Origin of the sequence: Delftia sp. Cs1-4 (assembly GCF_000214395.1) — a bacterium.
Taxonomy (GTDB): Bacteria; Pseudomonadota; Gammaproteobacteria; order Burkholderiales; family Burkholderiaceae_C; genus Comamonas; species Comamonas acidovorans.
In genome coordinates this window covers 293,861-308,118 of record NC_015563.1, presented here as the reverse complement: position 1 = coordinate 308,118, position 14,258 = coordinate 293,861, and the positions used below count along the sequence as shown (strand labels likewise).

At 67.8% G+C, this 14,258-nt stretch carries 17 protein-coding genes; 8 read left to right on the top strand and 9 right to left on the bottom strand.

Annotated elements, in window-relative coordinates; translation table 11 throughout:
- Nucleotides 1-67 precede the first annotated feature (67 nt).
- Complete coding sequence (locus DELCS14_RS01370) at nucleotides 68-604, bottom strand: cysteine dioxygenase family protein (RefSeq protein ID WP_049801474.1); 537 nt, start codon at nucleotides 602-604, stop codon at nucleotides 68-70.
- A gap of 168 nt (nucleotides 605-772) precedes the next feature.
- Here DELCS14_RS01370 and DELCS14_RS01365 point away from each other — a divergent pair, with 168 nt between their 5' ends.
- From DELCS14_RS01365 to DELCS14_RS01350, 4 genes are all read left to right on the top strand, one after another.
- Complete coding sequence (locus DELCS14_RS01365; RefSeq protein ID WP_013800147.1) at nucleotides 773-1,633, top strand: LysR substrate-binding domain-containing protein; 861 nt, start codon at nucleotides 773-775, stop codon at nucleotides 1,631-1,633.
- A 161-nt stretch (nucleotides 1,634-1,794) separates the two neighbouring features.
- The gene (locus DELCS14_RS01360; protein WP_013800146.1) at nucleotides 1,795-2,121 is read left to right on the top strand and encodes a DUF3649 domain-containing protein; all 327 of its coding nucleotides are present in this window, start codon (nucleotides 1,795-1,797) and stop codon (nucleotides 2,119-2,121) included.
- Nucleotides 2,118-3,827 (top strand): PepSY-associated TM helix domain-containing protein, encoded by a 1,710-nt coding sequence (locus tag DELCS14_RS01355; protein ID WP_013800145.1) that lies wholly within the window; start codon nucleotides 2,118-2,120, stop codon nucleotides 3,825-3,827. Before DELCS14_RS01360 ends, DELCS14_RS01355 begins: the two co-directional genes overlap by 4 nt.
- Nucleotides 3,824-4,105, top strand: coding sequence for a DUF3325 domain-containing protein (locus DELCS14_RS01350; protein ID WP_013800144.1), 282 nt, complete (start codon nucleotides 3,824-3,826; stop codon nucleotides 4,103-4,105). Before DELCS14_RS01355 ends, DELCS14_RS01350 begins: the two co-directional genes overlap by 4 nt.
- Before the next feature lie 17 nt (nucleotides 4,106-4,122).
- Here the strand turns inward: DELCS14_RS01350 and DELCS14_RS01345 are convergent, their stop codons facing one another.
- Complete coding sequence (locus DELCS14_RS01345; protein ID WP_013800143.1) at nucleotides 4,123-4,914, bottom strand: SDR family oxidoreductase; 792 nt, start codon at nucleotides 4,912-4,914, stop codon at nucleotides 4,123-4,125.
- 92 nt (nucleotides 4,915-5,006) lie between these two features.
- On the opposite strand from DELCS14_RS01345, the gene DELCS14_RS01340 reads away from it, so the two are divergent.
- From DELCS14_RS01340 to DELCS14_RS01325, 4 genes are all read left to right on the top strand, one after another.
- Nucleotides 5,007-5,942, top strand: coding sequence for a LysR family transcriptional regulator (locus DELCS14_RS01340; protein ID WP_013800142.1), 936 nt, complete (start codon nucleotides 5,007-5,009; stop codon nucleotides 5,940-5,942).
- A gap of 260 nt (nucleotides 5,943-6,202) precedes the next feature.
- Entirely contained in the window at nucleotides 6,203-6,976 is a 774-nt protein-coding gene (locus DELCS14_RS01335) for a ferredoxin--NADP reductase (protein WP_012202207.1), read from the top strand.
- A 44-nt stretch (nucleotides 6,977-7,020) separates the two neighbouring features.
- Nucleotides 7,021-7,827: an IclR family transcriptional regulator gene (locus DELCS14_RS01330; protein WP_012202206.1), complete on the top strand. Its 807-nt coding sequence runs from the start codon at nucleotides 7,021-7,023 to the stop codon at nucleotides 7,825-7,827.
- Between the two features lie 133 nt (nucleotides 7,828-7,960).
- Complete coding sequence (locus tag DELCS14_RS01325; RefSeq protein WP_012202205.1) at nucleotides 7,961-8,734, top strand: SDR family oxidoreductase; 774 nt, start codon at nucleotides 7,961-7,963, stop codon at nucleotides 8,732-8,734.
- 92 nt (nucleotides 8,735-8,826) lie between these two features.
- Here the strand turns inward: DELCS14_RS01325 and DELCS14_RS01320 are convergent, their stop codons facing one another.
- The 7 genes from DELCS14_RS01320 to DELCS14_RS01290 form a co-directional block, all read right to left on the bottom strand.
- Nucleotides 8,827-9,126: a HigA family addiction module antitoxin gene (locus DELCS14_RS01320; protein ID WP_013800141.1), complete on the bottom strand. Its 300-nt coding sequence runs from the start codon at nucleotides 9,124-9,126 to the stop codon at nucleotides 8,827-8,829.
- A gap of 42 nt (nucleotides 9,127-9,168) precedes the next feature.
- Nucleotides 9,169-9,450, bottom strand: coding sequence for a type II toxin-antitoxin system RelE/ParE family toxin (locus DELCS14_RS01315; protein WP_013800140.1), 282 nt, complete (start codon nucleotides 9,448-9,450; stop codon nucleotides 9,169-9,171).
- 129 nt (nucleotides 9,451-9,579) lie between these two features.
- On the bottom strand, nucleotides 9,580-10,755 hold the full coding sequence (locus DELCS14_RS01310; RefSeq protein WP_013800139.1) for an ABC transporter substrate-binding protein: 1,176 nt from the start codon (nucleotides 10,753-10,755) through the stop codon (nucleotides 9,580-9,582).
- 177 nt (nucleotides 10,756-10,932) lie between these two features.
- Nucleotides 10,933-11,640: an ABC transporter ATP-binding protein gene (locus tag DELCS14_RS01305; protein WP_013800138.1), complete on the bottom strand. Its 708-nt coding sequence runs from the start codon at nucleotides 11,638-11,640 to the stop codon at nucleotides 10,933-10,935.
- Nucleotides 11,627-12,391: an ABC transporter ATP-binding protein gene (locus DELCS14_RS01300; protein WP_013800137.1), complete on the bottom strand. Its 765-nt coding sequence runs from the start codon at nucleotides 12,389-12,391 to the stop codon at nucleotides 11,627-11,629. Before DELCS14_RS01300 ends, DELCS14_RS01305 begins: the two co-directional genes overlap by 14 nt.
- Entirely contained in the window at nucleotides 12,378-13,352 is a 975-nt protein-coding gene (locus DELCS14_RS01295) for a branched-chain amino acid ABC transporter permease (RefSeq protein ID WP_013800136.1), read from the bottom strand. Before DELCS14_RS01295 ends, DELCS14_RS01300 begins: the two co-directional genes overlap by 14 nt.
- Entirely contained in the window at nucleotides 13,353-14,216 is an 864-nt protein-coding gene (locus tag DELCS14_RS01290) for a branched-chain amino acid ABC transporter permease (RefSeq protein ID WP_012202199.1), read from the bottom strand.
- Nucleotides 14,217-14,258: the final 42 nt, after the last annotated feature.

The window sequence follows — 14,258 nt, the reverse complement described above, 5'->3', positions numbered from 1 at the left end:
TGGGGCGCGCTGCGGCATGGACAGTGAAAAGGCAGGAAGCGGGAGGTAGCGGCCGGAAGGCCGGGGCTCAGCGGCGCGTCTGCACGCCGATGGCCATGGTCTGGCAGGTGCCGGTGGCCAGGTCGTAGCTGGTGCGCTCGTTGAGCGTCTCCAGCGCGCGGCCGTACATGTGCAGGTGGCGGATGACCTGCTCGCCCTGGATCTCCACGGAGTGGATGTCCTCGGGCATGAGGGCGATGCCCTGGCCTGGTGCGACCACCACGAGTTCCGTCTCGCGCAGCGTGCCCTTGCCGGGGACGGAGCCGTCGTCGGTGCGCTCGTAGACGCGGTTGTGCTCCGTGCCTTCCACGGCGGCAATGCAGGCCCAGGTCGTGTGGTTGTGCGGCACGATGCGCTTGCCCGGGCGCATGACGTTGAGGTACAGCGCATAGCTCTGGTCGGCGTCCTCGGCGATCAGGTAGCGCGCCTGGTGCTCGCCCTCTTCGGGCGCAGCGTAGTCGGTCTGTTGCCAGAAATCGCGGCGCGCGGCCAGGCCCAGCAGTTGCTGGAGCACGGCGTCCAGGCTGGCGCGCGTGGCCGCGTCCTCGCCAATGGCCTGCTTCATGTGGTCGATGGCCGCTGCCACGGCGGCGCTGCGCTGTTCGATGATGGTGTTGTTGTTGGTGGTGGTGTTCAAAGGAGGCTCCTTGTCGTCGTTGAAGCCCACTGTAGTGAGGCGCCCCGCCCGCAACAATCCACGCATGCCCAATAAATACTTCAATAAAATTGAAGTATGGAGACGCTTGACCTGGACCTGCTGCGCACCCTGGCCGCCATTGCCAGCCACGACAGCTTTGCCGCCGCCGCCGTGCAGATGGGGCGCACGCAATCGGCCATCACCCAGCAGATGCAGCGGCTGGAGGAGAAGATCGGCCACGCGCTATTCGAGAAGCAGGGCCGGCAAAAACGCCTCACCGATCATGGCCAGCGCCTGCTGGGCTATGCGCGCCACATGCTGGCCATCCACGACGAGGCGCTGCGCAACCTGCAGCACCGCCAGGTGCAGGGCCTGGTGCGCATTGGCGCACCCCACGACGCGGCCGACAACATGCTGCCGCCCGTGCTGCAGGAGATCGCGCTGAACTTTCCGGGCATGCAGATCGACATCCATGTGGGGCGCAGCCCGTTCCTGATGGAGTCGCTCAAGCAGGGCGAGCTGGACCTGGCCATCTCCAACCGGGAGGATGAGGGCTTCGAGGGCTTTGCCCTGCGCTCCACACCCACGGTGTGGCTGTGCGGCGCGGGCTATGCCCATGACCCGGGCAAGCCCGTGCCCCTGGTCATGGCCGACGGGCCCAGCATCTTCCGGCGCCTGGGCTGCGATGCGCTGGATGCGGCCGGCATTGCCTGGACGCCGCGCCACACCTGCACCAGCCTGGTCGGCATACGCGCGGCGCTGCGCGCCGGCCTGGGCGTGACGGCACGCGGCGTGGAGCAGCTCGACCCGGGCCTGCGCGTGCTGGGCGCGGGCGACGGCATGCCGCCGCTGCCGGACCTGGCCTACCGCCTGTACATCCGCAGCCATGTGATCAGCCCCGTGACACGCCAGATCTTCGAGAACCTGCAGGCCCGCATGCGCCAGCCGGCGGGCTGAGCGCCGGGGCGCTTGGCGCGCGGCAGCGCTGGATGTGGCGGCGCTGGATGTGGCGGCGCACTTGACTGCACCGCTTGTAATGGGACTTATTCTCAAATAACATCCGCGCCACCGCCGCCCCCTCCGGCCGGCGTTTTTCGAGCCTTTCCAGGCCCCGTGCCATGCCATCTCCCACTCTTGCCCGCACCCATGACTGGTTCCGTGACTGGTTCCGTGACTACGGGCCGCTGATCTCCCGCATCCTCGCCGCGCTGTTTGGCGGCTACGCCGTGGCGGCGCTGGCCAGCGTGGCCGTGCTGGCCCTGCCCGCAGACCGCACGCAGGCGGCGATCTCCGGCACCTTGCTGAGTTTTGCCGTCTATGCGGGCGCGGTGATCTGGGTGTTTGCCGTGCGCAGCGCAACGCGCGCCTGGGCCGGCCTGCTGGTCGCCGCCCTGGTGCTGGCGCCTGCCGCGTGGTGGACCTGGGGCAAGGGGCTGGGCGCATGAACACGAACACCACGGACACCACGAACACGGCCGGCAAGCCCGCGAAAGCCGCCAAGGCGCCCGGCATCCGCCAGACCATGTCCGACCTGCACACCTGGGTCGGCCTGCTGCTGGGCTGGTTCCTCTACGCCATGTTCCTCACGGGCACGGTGAGCTATTTCAGGAACGAGATCACGCAGTGGATGCAGCCCGAGCAGCCGCACCAGAGCCAGGCGAGCGAGCCCGCGCTCGTGGCCCAGCGGATCGGCGACGCCATGGCGCATGTGGCGCCGCAAAGCCCGCAATGGCTGATCAACCTGCCCGATGAACGCAGCACGGTGGCCACGGTGTTCTGGAGCCCGCCGCAGACCGAAAAGGGCGCCAGGCGCCGCTTCGAGAACGGCCGCTTCGACCCGGCCACCGGCACGCGCCTCGAAGGCCCGGTGCGCGAGACGCGCGGCGGCGAGTTCTTCTACCGCTTCCACTTCCAGTTCCACTACATGCCCGTGCTCTGGGGCCGCTATCTGGCGGGGCTGTGCGCCATGTTCATGCTGGTGGCCATCGTCAGCGGGGTGATCACGCACAAGAAGATCTTTGCCGACTTCTTCACCTTCCGCTGGGGCAAGGGGCAGCGCTCCTGGCTGGACGCGCACAACGCGCTGTCCGTGCTGGGCCTGCCCTTTCACCTGATGATCACGTACACCGGCCTGGTGACCCTAGCCCTGATGTACATGCCCTGGGCCAATCTGGCCACCACCATGACGCCCGAGCAGCGCGTGGTGGCCGGCCAGCAGCTCAGTGCCTTTGTTCCCGCAGGCAAGCCCTCGGGCCAGGCCGCGCCCCTGGCACCGCTGGCCGACATGGTCCGCCAGGCCGAGCAGCGCTGGGGCGCGGGCCAGGTGGAACGCCTGAACGTCAACCTGCCCGGCGATGCCAATGCGCGCGTGACCGCCATCCGCGGCGAGAACGGCCGCGTCTCCATCAGCCCGCAGTTCATGATGTTCGACGGCGTCAGCGGCCAGCTGCTGCAGGCACAGGACAGCGTGGGCGCCGCCGCCGAGACGCGCGGCGTGCTCTATGCGCTGCACATGGGCCGCTTCGGCGACCTGCCCACGCGCTGGCTGTACTTCATCGTCAGCCTTGCGGGCACGGCCATGGTGGGAACGGGACTGGTGCTGTGGAACGTGAAGCGGCGCAGCAAGCTGCCCGACCCGGAAAGGCCGCATTTCGGGTTCCGGCTCGTGGAGCGGCTGAACATCGCCACCATCGCCGGCCTGTCCATCGGCATGGCCGGCATGCTCTGGGCCAATCGCCTGCTGCCGGTGGACATGGCCCAGCGCGCCGAGTGGGAGGTGCACGCCATGTTCATCGCCTGGGGCGCCACCCTGTTCTGGGCGATGGGCCGGCCCGCCAAGCGGGCCTGGATCGAGTTGCTGTGGGCCGGCGCCGCCGTTCTGGCCCTGCTGCCCGTGGTCAACGCGCTGACCACGGATCGCGGCCTCTTGGCCAGCCTGCGCGCGGGCGACTGGGTGTTTGCCGGCATGGACCTCATGCTGCTGGCCCTGGCCGCACTGCATGCCCATCTGGCCCTGCGCACCCAGCGCCACCAGCCCAAGGCCAAACCGGTGCGCGCCGCCCGGCCCGCGCCTACGGCAGCCGCCACTGCAGCAGCCGCCACGGCAGTGGCCGCCACAGCAGCGGCCGCCGCAGCGGAGACCAGCGCATGAGCATGGCCCATCTGTTCTGTCAGCTGCTGGCCCTGGGCGCCTTCGCCTGCCTGGCCCTGGCCATGGACCGCCACCAGAGCGACCTGTTCGGCAAGGAACTGCCATCTGCCCACACACGGCGCCTGCGCGCGGCCGGCTGGGTGCTGCTGGCGCTGTCGCTGTGGGCGGCGCTGCAGGTGGAACCCTGGTCGCTGGGGCTGGTGGCCTGGTTCGGCCACATCGCCGCCGCAGCGGCCATCGTGCTGCTGTCCATGGTGGCGCGCGAGCGCCTGCGCTGACGGCCCTCCCGGCGCCTTCAGAGAAACATGCCGCCCGAGGCCTCGATGCGCTGGCCCTGCACCCAGCCCATGCCGGGCTGCAGCAGGGCGGCCATCACGGGGCCGATGTCGTCGGGCTGGCCCACGCGGCCCAGTGCCGTCTGGCTGGCCAGGGCCGCGCCGACCTGTGCATCGTCGCGCACACGGCCACCGCCAAAATCCGTGGCAATCGCGCCCGGCGCCACCGTGTTGACGCGAATGCCGCGCGCCCCCAGCTCGCGCGCCAGGTAGCGCGTCAGCACCTCCACCCCGCCCTTCATGGATGCATAGGCCGCATAGCCCGGCTGGGTGAAGCGCGTGAGGCCGCTGGACAGGTGGATGATGCTGCCGCCATCGCGCAGCAGGGGCAGCAGGTGCTGGCTCAGGAAGAAAGGCGCCTTCAGGTGGATGGCGACCAATTCATCGAACTGCGCCTCGGTGGTGGTGGCGAATGGCGCGTTGATGCCGATGCCGGCGTTGTGCACCAGCGCATCAAGGCGGTCGGCCTGCCAGGTATCGGCCAGCGCCTGGCGCACGCGGGCCACAAAGTCCGCAAAGCCCGCGCTGCGCGCCACGTCCAGCTGCAGGGCGGCGGCCCGCCCGCCCAGCGCCTCGATGGCGGCCACGGCGGCCTGGGCCTCGTCGGCACGCTCACGGTAGGTCAGCACCACGTCAAAGCCCTGGCGCGCCAGGTGCTCGGCCGTATTGCGGCCCAGGCCGCGGCTGCCGCCCGTGACGAGGACGATGCGGCGGGCGGCAGGGGAAGAAGCGGTCGAAGGAGAAACTGTCATGGCGGACCTCGTTAGGTGGTTGCAATGACAGCGACTGTATTGAAGGTCGATTTTTGGATAAATTGTCTGTTTCTGATTTATTTGTTCGCCCCATGCAAACAATCAAGCTTCTGGAGCAGATGCAGATCTTCAGCCGCGTGGCCGAGATGGCCAGCTTCACGCGTGCGGCCGACAGCATGGGTTTGCCCAAGGCCAGCGTCTCCCAGGCCGTGCAGCAGCTGGAGGCGCGGCTGGGCACGCGGCTGCTGCACCGGACCACGCGGCGCGTGCAATTGACCCAGGATGGCCAGGCCTGCTACGAGCGCTGCCAGGACCTGCTGGCCGACGTGGACGAGTTCCAGGGCCAGTTCCAGCAGGCCGGCGACGCGCCGCTGCAGGGCAAGGTCCGGCTGGACATGACCACGGGCCTGGCGCGCCACGTCGTCATGCCCTTGCTGCCGCAACTGCTGCAAAGCCATCCGGCGCTGGAGCTGGAACTGAGCTGCACCGAGCGCCGCGTGGACCTGGTGCGCGAAGGCTTTGATTGCGTGCTGCGCCTGGGCCCCGTGGACGAGCCCGGCCTGGTGGCACGCCCGCTGGGCCTGGTGGCGCTGGCCACTTGCGCCAGCCCCGGCTATGTCCAGGCCCACGGGCTGCCCGCCACGCTGCAGGATCTGGGCGGTCACCGGCTGGTGCACTACCAGCGCACGCTGGGCGCGCGGCCGCTGGGCTTCGAGTACGAGGAGGATGGCCAGCCCCGGTACCTGCCGATGACGGGCGCGCTCACCGTGAACAATGCCGAGGCCTATCTCGCGGCCTGCCAGGCCGGCCTGGGGCTGATCCAGGTTCCGCGCCTGGCCGTGCAGCCGCTGCTGGACGCAGGGGAACTGGTCGAGGTGCTGCCCCGCCACCCGCCGCCGCCCATGCCGCTGCACCTGATCTACGCCCAGCGCCGCCAATTGCCGCGCCGCGTGCGCGTGCTCATGGATTGGCTGGCCGAAGCGGTCCTGCCCTGGACGCTTGGCGCTGGCCCGGCCGAAAAGCCCTAGCGAGCGCTGCAGCGATTCAGCCAGCGTCATTTTGCTTATCACTAATCCGTATCAAGACAAAGGTTCGCGCCTGCCCCTTTTGACGCCATTTACCGGACAATAGCGACCTTGCCCCGGTCACCGGCCGCCACGAAGCAGCGGCAACGCGCACACCGCGCCTGCCCCCTGTGCTTCCCGCCACCGCGTGCCTGAATGGCACTGACCTCTCATTGCAACGTCCCGGCGGGCACTGCCTGCCCCGAATTCACCGTATTGCCAACATGAGTGCTTTTCTTGAAGAACGCGTGCTGTCCGTCCACCACTGGACCGACCGCCTTTTCTCCTTCACCACCACCCGTGACACCGCGCTGCGCTTTTCCAACGGCCATTTCACGATGATCGGGCTGAAGGTCGACGGCAAGAACCTGCTGCGTGCCTACTCCATCGCCAGCCCCAACTACGAGGAGCACCTCGAGTTCCTGTCGATCAAGGTGCCCGACGGTCCGCTGACCTCGCGCCTGCAGAACATCCAGGTCGGCGACACCATCCTCGTCGGCAAGAAGCCCACGGGCACGCTGCTGATCGACTACCTGCTGCCCGGCAAGAACCTGTACCTGATCGGCACCGGCACGGGCCTGGCCCCCTGGCTGGCCGTGGCCCGCGACCCCGAGACCTACGAGCGCTACGAGAAGGTCGTCGTCGTGCACGGCGTGCGCCACGCCAGCGAGCTGGCCTACCAGGAGCTGTTCGAGAAGGAACTGCCCGAGCATGAATTCCTCGGCGAGATCGTCAAGGACAAGCTGGTCTACTACCCCACCGTGACGCGCGAGCCCTTCCGCAACCAGGGCCGCATCTCCAATCAGATCACGGCAGGCACCTTCCCGCAGAACATCGGCCTGCCCGAGCTCAACCCCGAGACCGACCGCGTCATGCTGTGCGGCAGCCCCGCCATGCTGAACGAACTCAAGGAGCTGCTGGAGCACCGCGGCTTCAAGGAAGGCAACACCACCACGCCCGGCGACTTCGTGGTCGAGCGCGCCTTCGTCGAGAAGTAAAGCCCACGACACCCCGTGGCGGGGCGGCTGCCGATAATCGGCGCATGCCGCCCTCCCGCACCCCGCCGCCCCAGCCCGGCGACGATGACCGCAACTTCATCGTCGCCCTGGCGCGCGGCCTTGATGTCCTGTCCTGCTTTCGCTCCGGCGAAAAGCTGCTGGGCAACCAGGACATCGCCAGGCGCTGCGGACTGCCCAGGTCCACGGTTTCGCGCCTCACGCACACGCTGACCACGCTGGGCTACCTCATCCATGTGCCCGAAGAGGGCAAATACCGCCTGGGCACAGCCACGCTGGCCCTGGGCAGCGCCATGCTCTCGCGCCTGGACGTGCGCCAGATCGCGCGCCCGCTGATGCAAAAGCTGGCCGCCACCACCGATGCCGAGGTGGCCCTGGCCGCACGCGACCGGCACAACATGGTCTACATCGAGCACTGCCCCAGCGCGCGCTTCACGCACCGCGACCTGGACATGGGCTCGCGCATCCCCCTGGCCACCACGGCCGTGGGCCGCGCCTGGCTGGCCGCCAGCCCCGCCTCCGAGCGCCAGCGCGCGCTGGACTACCTGCAATCGCACGCCCCCGAGCAATGGGCCGCCGCCCAGGCCCAGCTGCCGCTGTGGCCCGGCGCCAGCACCCATCCGCAACCCTGGCTGTCGTGCTCGTTCGGCGACTGGCAGCCCGAGGTCAACGCCATCGCCCTGGCCTTCTCGCCGGGGCGTGGCCTGCCGCTGATGGCCGTCAGCCTGGGCGGGCCCTCGCGCTTCGTCACGGCCGATGCGCTGCGCCAGGACGGCGTGCCTGCGCTGCAGCGCATGGTGCGGCGGCTGCAGCAGGACATAGACCGCGCCTGACCGCAGACCGGGCCTGGCCGGCTGTCCCGCAGGCGCCCGCACAGTAGCCAAGACGACAGCGCGCGCCGCCCTGGCGCCCTAGCATGGAGGGCGTTGCTCAACCATCAGGAAACCAAGGCAGGAGACACCCAGCATGAGCGTGAAAGCACTGTTCAACCTCACCGGCAAGACCGCCCTCATCACCGGAGGCTCGCGCGGCCTGGGCCTGCAGATGGCCGAGGCGCTGGGCGAGATGGGCGCCCGCCTCGCCATCACGGCGCGCAAGTCCGATGAACTGGCCGAGGCCAAGGCCCACCTGCAAGGCCTGGGCTACCAGGTCGAGACCTTCACCAACGACCTGCAGAAGTTCGACACCATCCCCGCCCTGGTCGACGACGTGCTGACGCGCTGCGGCGACATCGACATCCTCGTCAACAACGCCGGCGCCACCTGGGGCGCCAAGGCCGAGGAATACCCGGACGAGGCCTGGAACAAGGTCATGAACCTCAACGTCTCCGCACCCTTCTTCCTCACCCGCGAAGTGGCCAGGCGCGTGATGATCCCCAAGGGCCAGGGCAACGTGATCATCACGGCCTCGGTCGCGGCCTTCAAGGGCACGCCGCCCGGCATGAACACCGTGGCCTACAACACCTCCAAGGCGGCCGCCGTGCACCTGGCCCGCACCCTGGCCTCGGAATGGGGCCACTACGGCATCCGCGTCAACTCCATCTGCCCGGGCTTTTTCCCCAGCAAGCTGGCCAACGGACTCATCGACAAGCTCGGCGACCAGCTCATCGCCCGCGCCCCGCTGCGCCGCATCGGCGGCGAGGAGGACCTCAAGGGCGCCGTGGTCTATCTGGCGTCCGATGCATCGCGGCACATGACGGGGCAGGCGTTGGTGCTGGATGGTGGAGCGAGCTTGTTGTAAACAACGCAGCCCTGCAATGAGAAAGGCCCCTGTACCGCGGTGCAGGGGCCTTTCTTACTTGAGCCGCCGCGCAGCGACTCAGCATGTCTTCTTCAAGCCTGCAGGGCAAAGGGCTCGATGGACTCCAGATCGTCGCCTATGGCCTCGCGCGCGATATCAGCGTCGTACTGGCTTTGCAGATTCATCCAGAACTCCACGGACGTGCCAAAGAAGCGCGCAAGGCGCAGCGCCGTATCCGCGGTGATGGAGCGGCCGTTCTTGACGATGGCCGCGATGCGTGTCTGCGGGACATGGATGGCCTGGGCCAGGCGGTATTGCGTCAGGCCCATGGGCTCCAGGAATTCAGTGGCCAGGATTTCGCCTGGCGTGGGGAGGTTCAAAGGTTTGTTCATGGTCAGCACTCCTGCGCCAGATCCAGGATCAACGCTTTCGCTTCAGTGGTAATCGACGATCTCCAGCTCACTCGGGCCTTCATGGGTCCACACAAAGCACACGCGCCACTGGTCATTGATGCGGATGCTGTGCTGCCCCTTGCGATCTCCGTGCAGCGCCTCCAGCCGGTTTCCGGGCGGGACCCTCAAGTCCTGAAGCACATGAGCGGCATGCAGCATCCGAAGCTTGCGCAGCGCGACCACTTCAATGCTGCTCCACCGACGCACCCGCCTCTGCTGGAACAGTTGCTCGGTGTCGGGGCACTTGAATGACTGGATCGTCATGGAAGCAAATAATAACGCGTCGCGTCAGTAACGTCAAACGTAAGCACCAGGCAACTGAGTCCACAAGAAAGCGCCTGGGCCAGATCAAGCTGGCACCAGGCGCTTTCGGTCGAAAAACTGAGCGGCGCTCTACTTGTTCGCCACCGTCATCACCGCCTCAATCTTGCCGTCGCGCACAGCGGCGCCGCGTTCCGTGGTCAGGGTGCCGCCACGCTCATCCACGCCCTTGACGCCGCCGGGGTTCACGTCGGGGCGCAGGGATTTGTAGGCCTCGTCCAGCTTGGCGTGGATGGCCTTGGTGTCCGAGGCCGAGCCGGCCAGCTGCATGGCCTTGACGGTGGCGTGCACGGCCGTGTAGTTCCACTGCGCCTCCGAGCCCGGGATGCGGCCCGGGTAGACCTTGCCGAAGCGTTCGACGAAGGCCTTGTTCTCGGGCTTGGTGTCCTCGGAGACGGGCATGACGCCAATGGCGCCTTCCAGCGGCGCATAGCCGCCGACCACGCGGGCCATTTCGTCGAGCTTGGCCTGGTCCATGACCACGAAGCCGCCCTTGAAGCCCAGCTCGCGCGCCTGCTTGACGACCAGGGCCGTGGGCTCGGACGCACCGCCCACGAAGAGCACGTCGGGCTTCTCGGCCAGGGCCTTGCTCACGCCGCTGTAGAAGTCGGTGGCGCGGTTGTAGCTCATGGCGTTCTCGGCCACCACGGTGCCGCCCAGCTTTTCCCAGCCGGGCTTGAAGGCGGCGACCCAGGCCTTGGCGTAGTCGTGGTCGGCGCCCACCAGGGCCACCTTCTTGCCGAAGCGGCCCATCACGTACTTGGAGAACGGGTCGATGTACGAGGTGAACTCGGGCGGGATGCGCAGGGTCAGCTTGTTGCCCCGGTTGGTGATCTGCGGCACCGAGCTGTAGGCCAGCACGATGAAGTTGCTGCGCTCGTTGGTGGTCTGCAGCGCGAAGATGCCGCCCGAATGCGGCACCAGAATGGCCGCCGTCTTGTGCTGCTGCACCAGGCGCTGGGCGTTGATCGCGGTCTCGGACGGGTTGTACTTGTCGTCCAGCGGCACGATCTCGATCTTGACCTTCTTGCCACCGATCTCGGGAGCTGCGGCATTGATCTCGGAGACGGCCATCTGCATGCCGTCGAGCACGTTCTTGCCGTACTGGGCAGCGCCGCCCGACAGCGGGCCCGAGTAGCCGATCTTGACCACCTCCTGTGCCAGCGCGGGGCCGGCAGCGGCCACGGCGGCGCAGGCCAGGGCCAGCGTGCCCACCCTGCGGCGGGTCAATGGTGCGAATGCTGTCATGTCTGTCTCCTTGGATAGTGAAGAACGAATCGCTGCTGACGCAACGCATAAATCCGGCGCAGCCCAGACCAGGGACGCCGAGCAAGGGCCGCCCCGCAGCGAGGGCGTCGTCCCCCTCCCTCGCGAAGCGAGAGAGAGGGGGAAGCCGCGCAGCGGCTCAGGGGGTGCAGTGTCATGTCATGCACCGATGTAGGCTTTTCGGATGGAGTCGTCAGCCAGCAGCTCGGCCGGCCTGCCCTCGCGCACGATGCGGCCGCTTTCCATCACATAGGCGCGGTGCGCGATCTTCAGCGCCGCATAGGCGTTCTGCTCGGCCAGCAGCACGGTGGTGCCGGCCGCGTTGATGCGCTGTATGGCCTCGAACATCTGCTTGATGACCAGGGGCGCCAGGCCCAGCGAGGGCTCGTCCAGCAGCAGGGCCTGGGGCCGGCCCATCATGGCGCGGCCGATGGCCACCATCTGCTGCTGGCCGCCCGACAGCGAGCCGGCCGGGTCGTGCTGCTTCTCGCGCAGGATGGGAAACAGCTCCATCACCTCCTGCAGCGTCTTCTGGCTGGGGCCGGGGTCACGGCGGTGCACGTAGGCGCCCAGCTGCAGGTTGCGCAGCACCGACATCTGGGGAAACAGCTTGCGCCCCTCGGGGCACTGCACCACGCCGGACTGCACGATGGCCGATGGCTTGCTGCCGGCCAGCTCCTTGCCATTCCAGACGATGGAGCCGCCTGCGGCCTTGTGGATGCCGCTGGCCGTGAGGAACAGCGAACTCTTGCCCGCGCCGTTGGCGCCCAGCAGCACCACCAGCTCGCCGCGGTCGGCATGCAGGCTGACCCCGTCCAGCGCCAGGAAGCTGCCGTAGCGCAGCGACACGTTCTCAAACTTCAGCATGCTCGCTCCCCAGGTAGGCATCGATGACGGCGGGGTTGCGGCGTATTTCCTCGGGCGTGCCCTCGGCGATCTTCTCGCCGTAGCTGAGCACCAGGATCTTGTCGGCCAGGCTCATGATCATGCCCATCTTGTGCTCGATCAGCGCCACCGTGATGCCGTGGCGCACCAGCTTGCGGATCAGCTCGGCCAGGCCCTCGGTCTCCTCGGGGTTGACGCCGCCGGCAGGCTCGTCGAGCAGCATCAGCTTCGGGTCGGTGGCCAGGGCCAGCGCGAAGGCCACGCGCTTGCGCTCCTCCTGCGTGATGTCGCCCGCAATGCGGCCAGCCACATGCGACAGGCCCACGAAGTCCAGCGCGTCGCGCGCCTTTTCGCGGCACACGCGCTCTTCCTCGCGCAGGCGGCTGGAGCCGCGCAGCACGTCCCACAGGCCTGAGCGCGTGCGCAGCCGGTGGCCCACGATGAGGTTGTCCAGCACCGTGGCGCGGTCGAACAGCGCTGTGGTCTGGAAGGTGCGCGCCACGCCCAGTTTCGCCACCTGGTCGGTGCGCAGCGAGGTCACGTCCTGGCCGTTGAAGGTGATGGTGCCCGAGGTGGGCTTGTGCACGCAGCTGATCAGGTTGAAGAACGTGGTCTTGCCCGCGCCGTTGGGGCCGATGATGGCGTTGATGCGGCCTTCCTCGATCACGGTGCTGACATCGTTGACGGCGGCCAGCCCGCCGAAGGTCTTGGTCAGGTGGTCAATCTTGAGCATGCGGCTTGCCCTCCTTGGCATTGCGGCGCGCGCGCCATGCGGTGAAGCTGCCCACCACGCCGTAGGGCATGAAGATCACCAGCATCACGAGAATCGGGCCGAAGACGATGAAGCGGTACTCCTGCAGGAACTGCAGGTACTGCGTGATCCAGGGCATGCTGATGGCGCCCAGCAGCGGCCCCAGCACCGTGCCCATGCCGCCGACCATGGCGAAGATCATCATGTCGAAGGTGTGGTGCACGCCGGCCATGTCGGGACCGATGAAGCGCACGAAGCCCGCATACAGGCCGCCCGCCACGCCCGCGTAGACCACGCTCAGCATGAAGGCCAGCACCTTGTTGCGCATGAGGTTGATGCCCAGCGCCTCGGCCAGCTCGTCGCTGTTGCGGATGGCCATGAAGGTGCGGCCCAGCAGCGACCGGACGATGCGCCGCATCACCCAGACCGAGGCCACGAGGAAGGCCAGCACCAGGTAGTACAGCGCCAGCGGCGACTCGAAGCTCAGCGCGCCCAGGGCCTCGGGCGCGGGGATGCCCATGATGCCCACCGTGCCGTGGGTCAGGCCCTCCCACTTCTCGATCACGAGGAACATGATGTATCCCACGCACAGCGTGAAGATCGAGAAGTAGTGCCCCTTCAGGCGCAGCGAGACGATGCCGATCAGGTAGCCCAGCACCGCGCACACCACGCCCGACATCACCAGCCCGCCCCAGAACGGCCAGCCATGATCCACCGTGAGGATGCCCACGGTATAGGCGCCCGCGGCCATGAAGCCCGCATGCGCGAGGTTGAGCTGGCCCGTGTAGCCCGTGATCAGGTTCAGGCCCAGCGTGGCGATGGCGAAGATGTAGGCCGTGCTCATCACCGTGAGGTGGTAGTCGTTGCCCGCCAGCCAGGGAAAGGCGATGCCGGCGGCCAGCAGCAGGCCCCAGGCAATGCGGGAGTCGATGAATCCGTTCATTCAATGACTCCTCTTGGCGAACAGGCCCTGCGGGCGCAGCGACAGGATCACCACCAGCAGCACGAAGGCGATGATGTCCTTGTAGTCGGTGGAGATGTAGTAGGCGCCGAAGCTCTCGGCAAAGCCGATGATCAGCCCGCCCAGCACGGCGCCCGGGATGCTGCCCATGCCGCCCAGGATGATGATCACGAAGGCCTTGGTGATGACCAGGTGGCCCATGGCCGGATAGACCAGGTTGATGGGCGCATACAGCGTGGCCGCCACGGCCGCGAGCACGCCCGAGATGGCAAAGGTCAGCATGGACACGCGGTTGGCGTCGATGCCCACCATCGATGCGCCTTCTCGGTTCTGCGCCATGGCGATGATGGTCGCGCCCGTGATGGTGCGCGTCAGGAACAGGTGCAGGGCCACCATCAGCGCAAAGGCCGCGCCGATGATCAGCAGGCGCTGCGCGGGCGCCGTGATGCCGCCCATCTCCACGATGGAGGTGTAGGGCGTGGGCATGCGCTGGAAGTCCGCGCCCCACAGCGCCTGGGCACCCGCTTCCAGGAACAGCAGCAGCCCGATGGAGGCGATCTTGGGATGCAGGGGCGAGGCCTTGCGCAGCGGATGGAAGATCAGCCGCTCGCTGACGATGCCCAGCACCGCCACCGCGACGGCTGCGGTCAGCATGGCCGCCCAGTAGCCCCAGCTCCAGGCCACCATGGCCTGGAAGGCCACGAAGGCGCCGATCATGTAGAAGCCGCCGTGCGCGAAATTGGGCACGTGCAGGATGCCGTAGACCAGGGTCAGGCCCAGGGCCACCAGGCCGTAGATGCCGCCCAGGGTCAGGCCGTTGAGCACTTGCTGCAGAAAAACGTCCATTCAACGCCTCCTGCGGAAAGGCGCGGCTCGGCGCCCGGCCAG